The 16744-nt window shown below is 33.5% G+C and carries 15 protein-coding genes and 1 pseudogene; 7 read left to right on the forward strand and 9 right to left on the reverse strand.

The features are described from left to right. Positions 1-137 precede the first annotated feature (137 nt). From MHB40_RS12665 to MHB40_RS12680, 4 genes and pseudogenes are all read left to right on the forward strand, one after another. Positions 138-905: an ABC transporter ATP-binding protein gene (locus MHB40_RS12665; protein ID WP_342532421.1), complete on the forward strand. Its 768-nt coding sequence runs from the start codon at positions 138-140 to the stop codon at positions 903-905. Then, positions 892-2814 carry an ABC transporter permease gene (locus MHB40_RS12670; protein ID WP_342532422.1) on the forward strand — a complete coding sequence of 641 codons (1923 nt, stop codon included), beginning with the start codon at positions 892-894 and terminating at the stop codon, positions 2812-2814. Before MHB40_RS12665 ends, MHB40_RS12670 begins: the two co-directional genes overlap by 14 nt. Before the next feature lie 9 nt (positions 2815-2823). Continuing rightward, positions 2824-2928: pseudogene (locus MHB40_RS12675) on the forward strand (homoserine lactone transporter); the annotation flags it as partial. A gap of 399 nt (positions 2929-3327) precedes the next feature. Then, on the forward strand, positions 3328-3603 hold the full coding sequence (locus MHB40_RS12680) for a YqhV family protein (protein ID WP_009371666.1): 276 nt from the start codon (positions 3328-3330) through the stop codon (positions 3601-3603). Between the two features lie 503 nt (positions 3604-4106). Here MHB40_RS12680 and MHB40_RS12685 read toward each other — a convergent pair. From MHB40_RS12685 to MHB40_RS12705, 5 genes are all read right to left on the reverse strand, one after another. Next, on the reverse strand, positions 4107-4367 hold the full coding sequence (locus MHB40_RS12685; RefSeq protein ID WP_342532424.1) for a hypothetical protein: 261 nt from the start codon (positions 4365-4367) through the stop codon (positions 4107-4109). A 431-nt stretch (positions 4368-4798) separates the two neighbouring features. Further along, positions 4799-6055, reverse strand: a complete 1257-nt coding sequence (locus MHB40_RS12690) for a DUF445 domain-containing protein (RefSeq protein ID WP_342532426.1) — start codon at positions 6053-6055, stop codon at positions 4799-4801. Between the two features lie 506 nt (positions 6056-6561). Continuing rightward, positions 6562-7215, reverse strand: a complete 654-nt coding sequence (locus MHB40_RS12695) for a zf-HC2 domain-containing protein (RefSeq protein WP_342532427.1) — start codon at positions 7213-7215, stop codon at positions 6562-6564. Positions 7216-7393: 178 nt separating this feature from the next. Further along, positions 7394-8080, reverse strand: coding sequence for a zf-HC2 domain-containing protein (locus MHB40_RS12700; protein WP_342532428.1), 687 nt, complete (start codon positions 8078-8080; stop codon positions 7394-7396). A 2-nt stretch (positions 8081-8082) separates the two neighbouring features. Continuing rightward, positions 8083-8562, reverse strand: coding sequence for an RNA polymerase sigma factor (locus MHB40_RS12705; protein ID WP_342532430.1), 480 nt, complete (start codon positions 8560-8562; stop codon positions 8083-8085). Between the two features lie 219 nt (positions 8563-8781). Here MHB40_RS12705 and MHB40_RS12710 point away from each other — a divergent pair, with 219 nt between their 5' ends. After that, positions 8782-9564, forward strand: a complete 783-nt coding sequence (locus MHB40_RS12710; protein WP_342532431.1) for a hypothetical protein — start codon at positions 8782-8784, stop codon at positions 9562-9564. A 245-nt stretch (positions 9565-9809) separates the two neighbouring features. On the opposite strand, the gene MHB40_RS12715 is transcribed toward MHB40_RS12710, so the two are convergent. After that, entirely contained in the window at positions 9810-10385 is a 576-nt protein-coding gene (locus tag MHB40_RS12715; protein WP_342532432.1) for a hypothetical protein, read from the reverse strand. A 327-nt stretch (positions 10386-10712) separates the two neighbouring features. Beyond that, positions 10713-12869: an ATP-dependent helicase gene (locus MHB40_RS12720; protein ID WP_342532433.1), complete on the reverse strand. Its 2157-nt coding sequence runs from the start codon at positions 12867-12869 to the stop codon at positions 10713-10715. A 507-nt stretch (positions 12870-13376) separates the two neighbouring features. Here MHB40_RS12720 and MHB40_RS12725 point away from each other — a divergent pair. Both MHB40_RS12725 and MHB40_RS12730 read left to right on the forward strand, forming a co-directional pair. After that, positions 13377-13970, forward strand: a complete 594-nt coding sequence (locus tag MHB40_RS12725; RefSeq protein WP_342532434.1) for a DUF6241 domain-containing protein — start codon at positions 13377-13379, stop codon at positions 13968-13970. Positions 13971-14305: 335 nt separating this feature from the next. Then, positions 14306-14533 carry a hypothetical protein gene (locus MHB40_RS12730; RefSeq protein ID WP_342532436.1) on the forward strand — a complete coding sequence of 76 codons (228 nt, stop codon included), beginning with the start codon at positions 14306-14308 and terminating at the stop codon, positions 14531-14533. A gap of 296 nt (positions 14534-14829) precedes the next feature. Here MHB40_RS12730 and MHB40_RS12735 read toward each other — a convergent pair whose 3' ends face one another. Continuing rightward, positions 14830-15711 carry a ribokinase gene (locus tag MHB40_RS12735; protein ID WP_342532437.1) on the reverse strand — a complete coding sequence of 294 codons (882 nt, stop codon included), beginning with the start codon at positions 15709-15711 and terminating at the stop codon, positions 14830-14832. A gap of 17 nt (positions 15712-15728) precedes the next feature. Continuing rightward, positions 15729-16682 carry a nucleoside hydrolase gene (locus MHB40_RS12740; protein ID WP_342532438.1) on the reverse strand — a complete coding sequence of 318 codons (954 nt, stop codon included), beginning with the start codon at positions 16680-16682 and terminating at the stop codon, positions 15729-15731. Between the last annotated feature and the right edge of the window lie 62 nt (positions 16683-16744).

The following is a 16744-nucleotide window of genomic DNA, read 5'->3' on the forward strand; positions in this document are numbered from 1 at the left end:
TCACTTTACATATTTAAGGTTAAATTAAGTTTGTATTAAGGTTTAAATAAATTTTATGTAATGTTAAAAATGTAATCTTACTTCTGAAGACAAAAATTAGCTATTTAAACTGTAGTCTATAAGGAGAAAATGCCATAATGAAAAAAATCTTACAAGCCAAAAATGTTCAGAAAGAATTTGGATCTAAAGGTAATATATATAGGGCTCTACAAGATATCGATATAGAAATTAATGAAGGTGAATTTGTAGGAATCATGGGCCCTTCTGGTGCTGGAAAATCAACATTATTAAATATTTTTTCAACTATTGATAGGCCAACATCAGGAGATATCATTATTGACGGTAAAGAAATTATGATGATGGACGATGAACAATTATCAGACTTCCGCCGTGACAGATTGGGTTTTATTTTCCAAGATTATAATTTATTAGATACATTAACGGTGAAAGAAAACATTTTACTTCCTCTTGCGCTCGCAAAAGTGCCAGAAAAAGAGATTGAAAAACGTGTCGAGAATATTGCTGATTCGTTTGGCATACGTGAAATTTTAAATAAATATCCATATCATATTTCTGGTGGACAAAAGCAACGTGTTGCTGCATCACGTGCCATTGTAGCAAATCCCAGCTTGATTCTAGCGGACGAACCAACAGGAGCCTTGGATTCAAAATCTGCTACTATTTTACTTGAAAGCCTCAGTAATTTAAATAAAAAAAATAGTGCGACTATCTTGATGGTGACACATGATGCATACGCAGCTAGTTTTTGCAAACGTGTGATATTTATTAATGATGGAAAACTTTATATGGAACTGCATAAAGCAGAAAAAACACGTAAAGCGTTTTTCCAAGACGTATTAGATGCACTCGCTTCACTTGGAGGTGGCCATCATGACGTTATTTAGTATTGCTCGTAAAAACATGAAAAATAATTTCAATAACTACTTTCTATATTTCGCATCAATGATTTTTAGTATCGTGATTTATTTTACATTCGTTTCTTTAAAATATGATAAAACAATCCTAGCTACATCTGATGGCTCACCAAAAATCAGTGCTGCATTTAGTGCTGCCTCTGTAGTATTAATGATTTTCGTAGCTATTTTTATTTGGTATTCGAATTCCTTCTTCACACGAAAACGAAAAAAAGAAGTTGCACTTTATTCGTTATTAGGTGTTCGTAAGAAACAAATTGGTAAGATGCTGTTCTACGAAAACTTTATTTTAGGAGTTATTGCACTTGCTATTGGAATTGCTCTTGGATCAATACTATCAAAGTATTTTGTATTACTTTTAATGAGGGTTATGGGACATGAATCATTGACGAATTTTTTAATTTCATTTGCAGCGATTGTCAACACAATCATCGTATTTATGATTATTACCTTACTCACATCATTTCAAGGATATCGAGTTATTTACCGTTTTAAACTAATTGATTTATTCCAAGCAGAAAAACAGGGAGAGTCAGAGCCTAAAGCATCGTTTTTCTTAGCATTATTATCCATTGTTCTTATTGGCATAGGCTATTGGATTGCTTTGCAAAATTTAGTTACATCAAATATTTGGAAAACACTTGGTATGGCAATTACCCCTCTTATTATCTTAGCAACAGTCATACTTGGTACATACCTCTTATTCAGTTCAGTAACCGTTTATATGTTGAAGTTAGCTAAGAAAAATAAAAAAAGTTACTGGAATGGCATTAACATTATTGGGATATCGCAACTACTATATCGTATTAAGGGTAATGCTCGGACCTTAACAATTATCGCCATATTAAGTGCTACCACATTATCTGCAGTTGGAACATCATACAGCTCTTATTACAACAATAGACACAATGTAGAGACGGCCAATCCAAACAGTTTTATGTTTACTGTGACTGATAACAACGTTTCAAAAGAGGTACAGGATACAATTTCAAAGGATAAAAATCATCAGATCTTATACCACGAAACGATTCCAACAATTGAAGTTGATGTAGATACTAAAAATCTATATGATTATGGCTATATGCCCTACACGCTTATTTCTGTAAGCGATTTTAACAAATTAGCAAAAGAGCAGCATCGAAAGGATTCTCTTTCATTAAAAGGTAATCAGGCTGCTGTCTTAGATGCAATGTATATGGAAGGTTATTCACCGAAATATATAGGTACAGAGGTTTCATTTAATCTCAAAGATCATGAGCAGAAAATTTCATTTATTGATTTAAAGAAATATAGTGTATTAAACGCCAAAACTGTTTTTAATACGATTGTAGTCAGTGACGAGTTATTTACTGATTTAGTAGATGTAACTAACCCACTGGACATGGAGGTTTATAAAATCAATAATGAAGATGATGCAGAGAAATTAACAGAAAAATTAAAATCCATCATACCTGATCAAGCTAAATTCTCAAACTTTTATACAGATTACTCGAGTGGTTTAGAAACTACAGGTTTATTGATTTTCATGAGTGGATTTCTAGGGCTAGTTTTCTTAGCAGCAACAGGTAGTATCATCTACTTTAAGCAGTTAACAGAAGCAACATCAGATAAAGGACGTTACGAAATTTTAGTCAAAATTGGTGTAAAGAAAAAAGAAATTTATAAATCCATCGCCAAACAAATATTATTTATTTTCGCTATACCATTACTTGCGGGAATTGCGCATAGTGCCATTGCTCTAACGGCTTTATCAAACTTATTGCAAACCAACTTAGTGGTTCCTGTTGTGATATGTATAAGTGTATATACAGCTATTTACATCATCTATTACTTTTTAACTGTAAATACTTACTATAAAATAGTATCTAAAACTAAGTAAAATACTTGAAAACTAAGAGGAAACCAAAAATTAGGTATGATTCTGAATAAAATAACAGGAATGATATTTATTTGTATGGGGTTAAAGCTACTTCAAACAAAAGCTCCACATTAAACTTGTAAAATAAAGCAATACCCCCCTAATGAACAGTCCTTTCAAATTTGAAGGGACTGTTTCTTAATTAATATCCGTTCGTTTACTGCCGACTTTATTTCTGACATTCATTCAATATAGTGATGAAATTTATAGTTTCCCTTTAGTATATATGTTTAAGTACCATTGAACGTACTATCTTTCCCATACTATTTCCTTTTAAAAACAGAAAATGGATATATAAAACTGATTCTATTAATCTTTGAACTTTTAACTAGAAAATCACTTCTTAATATAATGCATTTTCTAACAAGAATATTAGATACGGATCATACATATATTGATTTTAGTATTTCATTAAAACAGAACTATTATTATCCTAATGATGTAATATAAGCAAAAATTTTCTATAAAGATAGGATGATGACAATTATTGAAAAATCGGTTCTTGCTATGGTTATATTACGTGTATTGTCTGGAAGTATTGAAGTAAGTGCTGGATTGTTGATGCTAAAGTTGAATAATTTAGAAAAAGCATTCTATATTAATACAATGCTTGCATTGGTAGGTCCAACAGTTTTAATCGTAACGACAGCAATTGCCTTATTTGGACTAGCTGATAAAATTCCTGTGACGAGAATCATTTGCTTATTTACCGGTATCACACTTATTATTATTAGCTCACATATTAAGTAATATGGACATTCCATTTATTAGCCATCATTTTTCGTCATTTTTGAACAATATTTTATTGTAGCGTGTCATAACGCTGCATTTTTTTATGTATAGGTACCTCTACATGCACAAATTTATATTGAGTGTATTGCACACACTTATTCGATTGTGGCATTGGTTGACCGTTACATCCTCTCTCATTCAGTGTCACTAACTCAATAACCCTTTTAGCTTTACATAACTCTTCTAGCCTTTCTATTCTTGCTGCATCTGCTGACTTAGATTAGATTTTTGTCTAGACAATTGTTGCACTGAATATTTTATTCGTCTTAAGAAGAATCTAGATTAAACGATAATTAGTATTATATAAACGAGTAATCCCATTTTGAACGCTAAATTATGGAAGCATTCGGTGATTATAAAATTGTAATAAAGTTATTTGTATTATGTAAACTAAAATAATTTTAGGCTTGAATATGTCAGTTCCCTTGTATAAGGATCATCAGCATAATTGGATGGTCTTTTTATTCTTTGTTAGCCTTTTTCAACGTTCTTAATTGAAAATAAAGTAAAACAAAAATGACAAATATGTTTATTATTATTAGGAAAATCTTATTGCTAAATAGCAAAATTGGTACTGATGCTATATTTAATATTGGTTCTATATTGGGTACATCAATACCCATCATACCTAATATTACAGCACCTAAAATAATACCAGCACAGCATATTACTAATATAAATAACCATCTTACTATTTGTAATAGTATAATAAACGCTCTCATATAAACCTCTTTCTAACTACTTATGAAAACAATTTTAAGTTACTTTCCAAACTATTAATACATGTAAAAAAAGCCAATTAAATTCTTTAACTACACAGCCCCGTTAGTTTAACAAAGTGAAATTTTTCCACCACATTATGTATTCGCTAAAGGAATATTAGCCTTTTGTTTTAAAAGAGTGATTTTATGTTTGTAAATGGTAAAATTCAATTTAGGCGAAGTTATTGAAATTGTAGTAATAGCACAAAAGAAGCAAGGTCAAAAATTTACATTGATACTGAAAAATAAATAAAACGGCAGTGTTTCTGCCGCTTTATACTTAGAGTAAACATAATAATGCACGATCTGGAACTAATTCAAAACTCTGCTTTACCATCATTTGTGTACGGTTCACCTTTTCTGAATCTAAATGAGACCCTTACTCATTAATCCTATAAAATCGATTTCAAGATCGTTAAGAGAATTCCTATCGTAAACCCGCATATAGCTCCATTCACTCGTATCCATTGTAGATCCTTACCAACGCTATTTTCCATCATATTGATAAGCGTTTCGTTATCCAATTTATCTAGATTTTCTTTAACGAGAACTCCTATTTTTGAATGGTTCATATCAAGGTAATATAAAATTTGCTTTTGAATCCAATTTTCAATACTTTCCATTTTTTCAGGTGTTTTTACTATGTTATTTACATAGTTTTGAATAAATGAAATCACATGCTTGTCAATAAATTCGTCATCTTCGGCTAGAAGCATCAACTTTTTCTGTAGTTGTTTTAAAATCTCAGTAATTTGATCTACTGGGCTCCAATTGTTTACGAATGTTTTCTTCCAATTATTTATCTCAGCCATCAATTCTTCCTTATCCTGCATGCCTACTACCTCTTCTCGAATTCGAGAAAGAATCAAATGCCTATATGGGTCATCTTCTCTTTGTAAAAGAATGATTCTTTTAAGCAAATATGGTTGAAGCATATTCCCTAGCTTTTCCTCCGTTATTAGATTACGAAAAGAACTAATTGCCATCTTTAAAAAGCCGTCTGCTTCGGTATTATCAAGTAATTGTTTGGCCATTATTCCTATTTTTCGCTTTGTCTCTTCTTTTGACATCCACTTTTCCATTTCAGTCAAGATATAGTTCAAAGCTTTTTCATCTAATTTTTTATTGAGTGCCTGCGTAATTATAGTTTCAAGAATTTTTTCTACTTTTAAAGTATGAAGATACTCCTTTAACTCCTTTTCAATAAACGGAGCCATTTTTTCTATATTGACAAAACTGATGAACTCATTAAGAATCAAACTAATTCTTCTTTTCAAAGTTACTGATGACAATTCATTCTCAGCAATTTGTATTAGTTTATCTGTAAAATTAATTTGATTGATTTTCTCTTTAATACTGTCTTTAGTCAGCCAATCTTTTTCAAGCATGGTGATAAGAGCTGTAATCATTCGATCTCGGTTTTTTGGCAGCAATGCGGTATGAGGGATGGGAATACCCATTGGATGGCGAAAAAGAGCTGTTACAGCAAACCAATCTGCCAATCCTCCAACAAGTCCTGCCTCAAATCCACCTTGCAATAATCGTCCCATAAAGGTTTCTTGAAAAGGAATCGTTATGAGAAAGCCTGCACCCATAACGCCTAAAGATATTTTTGCTAAATAATTTGATTTATTTCCTTTTTTTATCAATGTAATCAACCTCTTAAATTTTTTTATACATATTCCTTATCGGACTAACTTGCTTCGTTAGTAAAATACAACATAGTCTGTATTTAATGCATCAAAATGGAACATCCATCAATCCGACTTTTAGATGCCAAATTCGTGTTTAATCAAGTAAAACCGATTTATTCCATCTCATCCATTATAACCGCAACATCAATTTACTCTTGGTCGTCTGCTGGTGTTAAGTCATCTTGACCATAAGAAAGCTAACCAATCCTTTAAGCCCACTATCTGATTATAATATACCACGGTTTTAATATTCCCAAATAAGCCGACTTTTTCCGTCATTTGAAAAAGAAAAAGATAGGATCTCTATGGAATCCTATCTTGAAGTAAAGCACTATTTTCTTTCATAAACATGAAAATAGTAGTTATAAGGTTTTTTGTCATTCATTATCCCTTTTTCAACAGAAACTTCTTTCCAATTATCGAAATGAACTTCTGGGAAAACTAAATTCTCATAATTTGTTTTATTTTTCCCAAATCAATACAGCACGTTCTAAAATTGAATCCCAAGAATCCTTTCCAGCAACGATTTTTTCTACATCATAGTCCACATAATACACAGCATCAATTTTTTCACTTTCAGGAAGGTTAGAGATATATCCTCGTTCATTATTTTCATTGCTAAAAAGTTTTCTTGAAGGTGAATCGGCAATTGTTTTTGTGTAATAAATAAAACTCACAATCTTTTTTTCTCCATCAATTTCAAGACCCATAGGAAATGTTTCGTGAACCCCTGAATAACCTTTACCATAATAATGAGAAACCAAATTATTATCACTTTGCTTTTCAATTTTGAATAGATTTTTTGAATACGGGATAACCGTTTCATAACCAAAAACATAAGCATACACTCCAAATAAAATAAAAGCTGTTGTTAAAACAGAAATGATAGAAATTTTCATTTTTTTATTACGCCATTTTTTATTAATCTTTTGAATAATAGGGGCTTTATTTTCTGCTGGAATATACAGGTTACGTTTCATTGTTTCATATTCCTTTTGGCATTTTTCACAATGCTGTAAATGCTCCTCTATCATTTCTTTTGTATCTTGGCTAACTACCTCTTCAATATATAGAGGTAGAAAATCCTCTATAATGGTACATTTAGTTTCTCTCATACGCCATCTCCTCCATCTAATCGATAATTTGTTTTCTCGCTCTATAAAAAGTTACCTTTGCCCATCCAGCATTTTTCCCGAAGAGACGCCCTGTTTTCTCAAAAGGTAATACTGTCTAAGCAGCTCAATTGTCTTCAAGTAAAGCACCCCAGTAATTGAAGAAGAAAACACCTTTAATTTATTCATGGAACATATTTTCTATTTCTTCACTTGCTTTTGGTAAATCCATCCCCTTTTCCCAAATCAAGATTTTATCTTTTGGAGTTCCATAATAAATCCTTTTTATCACCTTACCACGAGCTTTTTCCTGGTACTTTATGTCAATAGAATAATATCTATTTTCAAAACCGTTATGTAGTTGTGCTTCTCGCTTAATTATTGGTCGTAAAGGAGTAATATAAAAGCTACCTTCCTTATCCATATCGTAATTTAACCTATTCAAACTATAGCCATCATTTGTCTCAGCATAATAGACAATCTTACTGTCTGCCAATTGGCTTACATTCTTTATCTCTACTTCATCAGTTGAAACGCTTATGATTTGCCAATTAAACAAACCAAAATACCCCAAATTAATAACCGAAAACAATAATGCACTAATAATCATCCCTTTCATAAAGGATTTAATTTTTGACTGATTCCAAAAAGATGAAATATTTTTTATAACATTACTATCACTTCTAATTGTTTCGATTTCTTCTTTCGGTAATATAAAATCAGCTTTTAATCTATCTAATTCGTTTTTACAATTAGGACACCCAACAAGGTGTTCTTCTACCATTCTTTTGCTCTCATCACTGCATACATCGTCATAATACAATGGAAGCATATCTTTAATTATTTCACATGACACTTTATTACTCATATCTATTCCTCCCTCAGTAAATCTTGAATTTTACCTTTAGCTCGGTGAAATGTTACTCGTGCCCAACTCTCCGTTTTTTCAAAAAGTTGACTTATTTGTTTAAAGGACAGTTCGCCAAACACTCTTAATGTAAAAACTTCTTTGTAAGGCTCTTCTAAGCGATGTAAGACCTTATGTAAACGGAAGGTTTCTTCTTTATTCACAATCATTGATTCAATGCTATTCTCGCTTATTTCTTCTGGTATATCGGCTGTATCATATCGCTTTTGTTTATCGAGATAGGTAAAGTATGTATTTTTTGCTATTTGACAAAGCCATACATTGATTTTGCAATTGCCTTTGAATTTATCGATGCTTTTTAAAGCCTTAAAAAAGGTTTCTTGTGTTATTTCTTCTGCTATCTTTTCATTGCGACTTAATGATAATACAAACGAGTGAACATCCCGGAAGTATTGATTGTATATACGCTCAAACTCAGTCACATTTCTACCTCCTTTCCTAATTAAGACTAAGTAAAGTAAGTTTCGTTACAAAAATTATGAAAATTGGCAGACATATAAAAGGTCTGCCTTTAGGTCGTATCGTCCTAATTGAAGTAAACTGCACCGTAAGTTCTATAATTTAAGCACTTGTTACTTGAATAACTTATCTCACGCATAACTCCTTATTAAAAGCAGAAAATATGGTGAGGTGATGACTATATGTTCAAAACAAAGATTGGCTATATGATTTGTTTTTCGATTATTTTAAGCTTACTTGATTACAGTAAATCCATAAGTGCAAAATCTTTGGAGTTACCCTTCTATCAGTCGCACAGCGATAAAAGTGAACACAAACAAACTCAGGAATTGGAACAGCGTTTAGATAGCCTCGAACCACCTGAACCTACCACTACTCTTGATTCACCATTTCCATTTGAAAAAGAAACAGAAATGAGTTTTCCTACCGATATCATCCCCATTTCAGAAGTGTTAAAAGAAGGAGTAAAAATTCCTTTCAAAGTAATAAAAAGCGAACCAAGCTATATTAGACCGATATATGAAGAACACTGGCATAGCACATATTGGGGTGGGAGATGGAGCTATATTCCTTCTCGAATACATTATTCTCTTCACCGCATATTCCCTTTTTATGCCATTGGGATATCGGCTGAATTAAATTTCCAACAGAATGTGGGTATTACTTTTTCTACTACTGCAAATGAAACAGATCTAGACCTCTATATAGTTGTGTTTCAAACTACTATCACAGATGTTTATACCAAAGGAAATCAAGTTGTTGTGGTTGGAACACCTAAACGAACAGGAGTAGAGGTAATTTCCATTAAGACTGCAGATATACATCCAAGTAATAAAGAGAAACTTTTGTTAATTCAGTTAGCAACAAATGGCGCTGAACTTGATTATTCTTTCATTAATTATCAACCACCCGATTTTTGGTTAAAACAAGATCAAAAATTAAATGAACGTGAAAAATCTCAATAAGAGTGAATTTTAGCCTTATCATGTAAATTGATAAGGCTAAAATTTTATATTTCATTTTTCTACAATTAACCTGCTCCAAATGCATGATATAGGAGTAGGTAATTACTTTACTCCACAATATAGCCTTGAATGCAAATAGACGCATTCCTTATTAAAGAAATACGCCCGATTGCTGAATATAAATTTACTAATGGCCACGTTAATTGAATAAGATTTCAACAACTTTTTTGCTATTTTACCTAAACTTATCCTTCTTTATCGTAAGTGTTCCTTGTAAGATTGAGCTTTGGCATATAAGACCCTCCACCTGCTACCATTTCTTTCGTTTCAACATCATAAATTGCATATCTACCCCTAAATTCTTTTTCTGTGTCTTTAAAGGAATAAAAGAAATAAACTTGCCTCTCAGGGCTAATAACCTGATAGTCGTTAATATCTATACCAGGATAAGTACGAAGAATATTGCCATCAAAGGTTATATAATTGAATCCTTCTACTTCCTTAAACAATAATTTTTTTCTAATACTTACAGATGCATCAGGCATTTCTTTAAAAAGAACAGTATCTAAATGTCTTTGCTGTTCCTTTGGCTTTTGCTTATATCTTTGATAAAGCTCCTGATGTACAGAATACTTTAGATCTCTAAGTGCCTGGTAAAACCCCTCTACAGTTTCATCAAATATTTTTTCCTTATTAGCTGGATATAAATATGCCATTTCATCTGAAGATGTAGTTTGTGAATAAGCAGGATTTCCAAATAACATGGACAGGCTAAACGAAAATATAAAAGTAGACAAGCTAATTAAGCATAGATTTTTCATTGTAGGTTACTCCTTTTAAATAGTAAGGTACCCTTAATGTTCCTTCACCATCCTGCCTAGTAAATATAAAATGCATCTGCTCTGAAGATGAAAATTTCATTTTTCATACCCCTTTACAGCTAATCATTCCACATGCTGTAAGAGAAAACTAAACTAATGACTATTTGTTGTTCTTCCTCTATTCCCCTTATTCTTAAAAAGGGTAAAGTTGCATATTCGATCATTCAATGTAAGTCAGTAGACTCAACAAAATATGCGACTCGTTCGCTAGGAAATTATTTAGCACTATTATAAAAGCGTATTCGAAAAAAACTCGAATACGCTGCATTAATCTTCCACCGCTTCTAAATAGCCTTGCTGTAAACATGTATCCGTCATAAATTGCTTTATCCCCGTAGCAAATGACAATTTAATCGTGCTACTCGTAACGGCCAAAATTTCGCCATCTCCAAAAATCACATGCTTTACTTTTGAGCCAACGATTAACGCGGATTCGGTTGTAATCGTCCGCTCATTGCGGTATTGCTTTAGTGCTTTCTTTGTACTTTTTGACGCTTTCTTTGGCAATTCCTGTGGTGAGACGATTTGTTTTAACGCCTTCATGAACATCGATGGCACCACACTTGCTTTAAAGCGCTTGCTATATGAAATTAATTCCAAATGATGAATAGCACGTGTGATACCGACATAAAAGAGTCTTGTTTCTTCCTCGATTTCTGCTTCCTTCTCACTAGGTAAAATCCCATCAATTAAATCAATCAAATACACACGGTCAAATTCCAAGCCTTTTGAACTGTGTAATGTTGTTAGTGTAATGGCATTCCATTCATTTTTCGTATGAGACGTACGTGCTAAATTTTCAAGGTACTTCAAACGTCCCGCAAATTCGGTCATCGTCGACGTATGGCGAGCAATTAACCCAAGTACATCCACAATATCTTGTAAATTTTCATAATTAAAACCGAGGTCCTCACTCATTTTCTTTAAGGCACGCTCATAACCAAGGTCATAACGGATATGCTCTAGCATGGCTGTTGGCGTTGTTTTATCAAATTGAATGCTATCATACGTTTTGCGAATTCGCTTAATATATTCAGGCTGATAATCCTTTAACTCCACATGCTCTAACAATAGTGTGAATACACAGCCATCCTCCGGCACTTTCTGCAGCGCATTTAATTGCGATGGTGTAATATAAGCATTCATTTTTCTGTAAACTTTTTCAAATATCGAGATATTTTTTGTATTGTACGCTAGCCGCATGAAGTTCATAATATCCTCCACGACCCAATGCGTGAAAAAGCGAATTGAGGAATCCTTCATATAGAAAGGCAAACCCGCTCTGTCTAAGGCGTCCATAAGCGGAATGGCTGACGTATTATTTCGGTATAAAACAGCCGTTGTGCCACGCTTAGACAAATTTTTTAACTGGTTCACTAAATATTTGGCCTGTAAGTTGTAATTCTCTAGGATTTTAAACGAGATTGGCTCTGCTGCAGGATTTTGCGTAAACATTTGTTTGTTATAACGCTTTTTATTTCGCTGAATAAATAGATTAGCTGGCTCTACAATCGTTGCAGATGAACGATAGTTTTGTGTCATTAGTAAAACATGTGCCTCCGGATAAACCTTTTGGAAATTCAACAAATAATCGGGCTCTGCACCGCGCCAGCTATAAATGGCTTGATCCTCATCAGCAACGACGCATAAATTTTGATGGACTGCGACGAGCTTCTCGATGATCGCATGTTGAACTGGCGACGTATCCTGACTTTCATCCGTTAAATAAAAATCGTATTGACGCTGATATTGAGCCAGCACTTCTCGATTTTTCGTGAAAATATCATTTGCCATTGACAGCATATCGTCAAAATCAATCAATAAACGGTCACTACCTGAGCGCTTATATTCCTCATACCGCTGTAAAATCTCGACTTTTCTGGGCACCTTTACTTCTGCAATTGCCCATTCCTGTTCTGGCAGCATTTTATTTTTGACAAACGTTATGTATGTCAGTAGTTCGTCTAACTGATCTTCAGTAATTTTCGAGCCATTTAATTGTTCAAAAATCTCACGAAGCACTCGTTTTTTTGACATAACACCAGGCTTGTCCGCTTCTTCCATAATCCCATACGAAATGTCCTGACGTTCAAGTGTCTGCCGCACAACTTGAAATGCTAAACTATGAATCGTCGAGAAATCGATCGGCGTCAAATGCGGAAAAAACTTTGCAAAACGTGCCTTCATATCATTTGCCGATGCCTTACTAAACGTGACAGCCTTTATGCGAGAAGGTTTCACACCAAGCGTCTCAATCATATAGCCAATACGCATAATAATCGTCGTTGTTTTTCCTGAACCAGGAGATGCCAAAAGTAACAGCGGACCACTCGTTTGCAATACCGCTTGCTTCTGCACATCATTTAGATAAACGCCAAGTGAACGCTCCTTTTCCTCAAAAAATGCTTTTTGCGCTCCATTCATATCAATTGCTCCGTTCTAAAAAATCTATATCCTATTATACCAGAGGATGAGGATTCATCCGAGGAAAGCAAAGAAAGGATAATCATATGTATCAAGCAGCTTTATAATAAGGACACTTAAATGTCCTTTTACGTGTAACTACCAGTAAGTTTTCTATTTCCGCTGGGGATATATTGTACAGAATGGCGTACATTTTTTGTTATTTTTATGCTATACATGCCACATTTAATATTCGTTCCTTAGCAATATTACATCAAATACGTGTAAGGAACATCTTATTTTATGTGGATAAATATTGTGCAAATATACTTTAAATAATAAGTAGCACAATTTGTACGAATAACACTCTTATGAACGATAAATTACTCCCTACTCCCCTAAAACCAAAATGTACGTACATGCATATAGGGTATCAGAGGATTAATTAGCTCTAAGTCGTGGACTTCTGTTTACATAGTGATACCTATATGATAATTTTAGGGTAATTATTAAAAAAGTGGTAAAAAAATGAAGAGGATTCGTGTTTTAGGTATAGTTTTTTTAACAGCATTATTGAGTATAATTGGTACGTTTTTGATTATGAAAAAGAACGATGACAACGAAACTTCTAAAAATGTCGAGAGCGAATTAGATAACGGTCAATCGATTTCAAAAGAAAATGATAAGAAAGAGTTTGTATCGACAGTGGATACGAATTTTGGTTGGGAAAATGCTACATATTCCAAGAAGATTGATGAATGGAAAAGTGGAGATGAACCCTTTGTTGAGAATCTCATGCAAGAAGTTATTCAGCAAATGTCACATCAAAAAATTATTGCTGATGAAAAAGAGTCATCAATTATGATTACCCCTGAAAGAATTGAAACTTTACTCCAAATGGTACAGTCAAATAAAGATCATTTCGAACACAGAGATAAATATGTAGAGCTATTAAGTCATTGGCAGCAGGATGATTTTTCATCCGTAGACCAAGACCATAATGATATGTGGTATCTTCAAGGCACAAAACAAAGTGGACTAGCCAATGCTATTGCTACAAAAGAACAAGAAAGCGACTATATATTCCGCGTCTTTGGTATTCCAGTAGAAAAACAGAGTTAAATTTCTGTTTTTTTAATAAATTTCCTAAAAGGATCCATTTTGAAAAAAAATTGACCAAAATGGATTCTTATCCAGCAGATTTAGAGTTGGTTTTAATAAAAAAGGATGAACTTTTTCTACCTATGTTATTCAACTATCGCGCCTGATTGTGGAAGATTATAAGCATAATTCTTGTTAAACTAAAGCCCCCTATAGTTTAAGTAGATTTCTTCACAAACTTGTCTTTTTTTAACCTAATTAATTATTACTATTTATATGCTTATTTATTTTTTCTTCTGTCAATGATAAACCATTTTAAGATTCCAATTATTAGTATTAAAAGTGGTATTCCCTGGATGAAGAGAAATCCTGTCCAAAAATCATTTGTAGTGCTGGTCGGGGAGGCTGTTGCCATTACACCTATAAATAAAGCCGTTGGAGTTGCGATTACATTCAATCCCAAACTAATCATAACAAATGATAATTTTTTACTTTTAATCTTCGGTAACCCAGCCGACCAAAATAAAATTATTGCAACTAACAAAATCAAAACACCCCAAACACCAAAAACCTCTACCTCCTAACTAAACGATAGCCCATCCCATTTTCCTGAAAAGATGAAGATGCACCAACCGTCTACTGTTTTACCACAAAAACCCACATTGTTGTTCAACTAAACTGCGCCGTTAGTTTAAGTACTCTTCACAATCCTTGCGTCCAATAATTATTGTATTTTATTCTATTAAATGGCCCGTTTATTGTATAATCTTACATAATTTTAATACAGGAAACCCCTTTAGATAAAGCATATCTAAAGGGGCAAAATGGTACGACTTTCTTTTAAATCCTTCACAACATCTAAAGAAGTTCCATCAACTATTTAATCTTTACCGAGTACCTCTGCCAAAATTGGGATTGAAGAAGAGGAGCCTTTTCTTGATACTGCAAGTGAAGCAGCCTTTGAGGCAATGTTAAGGGCATATTTAACATCAGGTTTTTGGGAAATCATACTAAGGAAATAACCCAAGAAAGTATCACCTGCTGCCGTCGTGTCTTTCACCTTAACATTATAGATTTCTTGCTTGTGCTCTTGTACATTGTCTTTATATATGACCCCATTTTTACCTAAAGTCAGCACAATCTTTAAATTACTATAGATTGATAGTAGGTGGTCGAGTATTCTATTAGGTGAGCATGCCCCACTAATTTCTTGTCCTTCAATCTCATTCAGTATCAGAAAATCAATTTTCGAAAAGTCTAAATCCTTAATATCCTCGCTTATTGGGGAAGGATTAAACGCAATGGTTAACCCTTTTTTATAAGCTGCATTGATTAGGTATTCCAAGTAGTTTGTTTCGTTTTGTAGAACTAGAAAATCATCAGCATGGAAGTCCTCTAATACTTGATCAATTTGTTCAACCGTTATTTCTTTATTCGCTCCACCATAGAGCAAAATACAATTATCACCTGTCGGAGCTACTTGAATAAGGGCATGCCCTGTGATCAAACCGTCCTCATCTATTCCCTCAACATTAACTCCCGCTAATGCTAATTGTTGTTTTAGAAACAAACCATCTTTGCCAATTTTACCTGCATGAAACACTTGAGCACCAGATTTTGCAAGGGCTAGGGATTGGTTTAATCCTTTTCCACCTGGATATTCCTCATAACTGACTGAAGATAACGTTTCTCCTTCTTTAACGAGGTGAGGAACTGTATAAACTTTATCAATATTTAATGATCCGAAATTTATAAAATTCATTTACACACCCCATCATGTTAACTTACCAATAATGCTAATAGACGTTTCTTGAATAACTGATTGTCAATGGACTTACAAACTGTTGCATTAGGCATGTGCCCTGCAAATCCATCCGAAATGGCAAGTTTACTACCGTCATTTATGATCACTTGACCATAGGCAGCAGCTTCTGTCGTACACACATAGCAGTAACATAACTTGTCTTCCAAAACAATTTCATCCCATAATACAACACCCATTGCTACGGCATCAGGTAAATCAACCATATGTTCATTACTTCTTTGTAAATTATATTCAAGCAAGGAACGATTACATTGAACGGAGAACACAGCTTCTTCTTTACCACTTGCTAGTAATACATCCATATCGTCCTTATTCAAAGCTGCCTCACCTAAACATACATCAAATCCAATGATGGTAGTCGATATACCAGAGTTGAGCATAATACTATATGCCTCTGCATCTACATACACATTAAATTCAGCAACAGGTGTAGTGTTTCCAGGGCCAAAGCCAGAAGTACCCATCGTGTAAATATGCTTTACCTTTTTCATGGTCTCTGGTGCTTTTAAAATAGCAAGGGCAATATTTGTAACAGGACCAATGGTTACAATTTCGATTTCATCAGGGTTATTTTCAATCATTTCAAGGATCGCATCTACCGCATGCATGGTTTCTGGCACAAGGGTAGGATTTATTAAATGACAATCCCCCATTCCGTCTTCACCATGAACATTAACAGCTGTAACTAAATCACGCATAAGTGGTTTGGCTGCCCCAACATAAAGTGGTGGCTTTTGACCATTAGCAACCTCGATAGTCATTAGAGCATTTTTTGTTGCTAATTCAACTGGGACATTGCCACAAACCGTTGTAATCGCCTCTACTTTAAGATTAGTTGATTTTAATGCCATAATTAATGCTACCGCATCATCACTTCCAGTATCTGTGTCAATAATTAATTTCCTCATAACAAGACCTCCAATTCTTATTTGCCCTGATTATATAATTCAATCTATAATGAAAACAGGTC

The organism is Lysinibacillus sp. FSL K6-0057 (assembly GCF_038630885.1).
Lineage (GTDB): Bacteria > Bacillota > Bacilli > Bacillales_A > Planococcaceae > Lysinibacillus > Lysinibacillus fusiformis_F.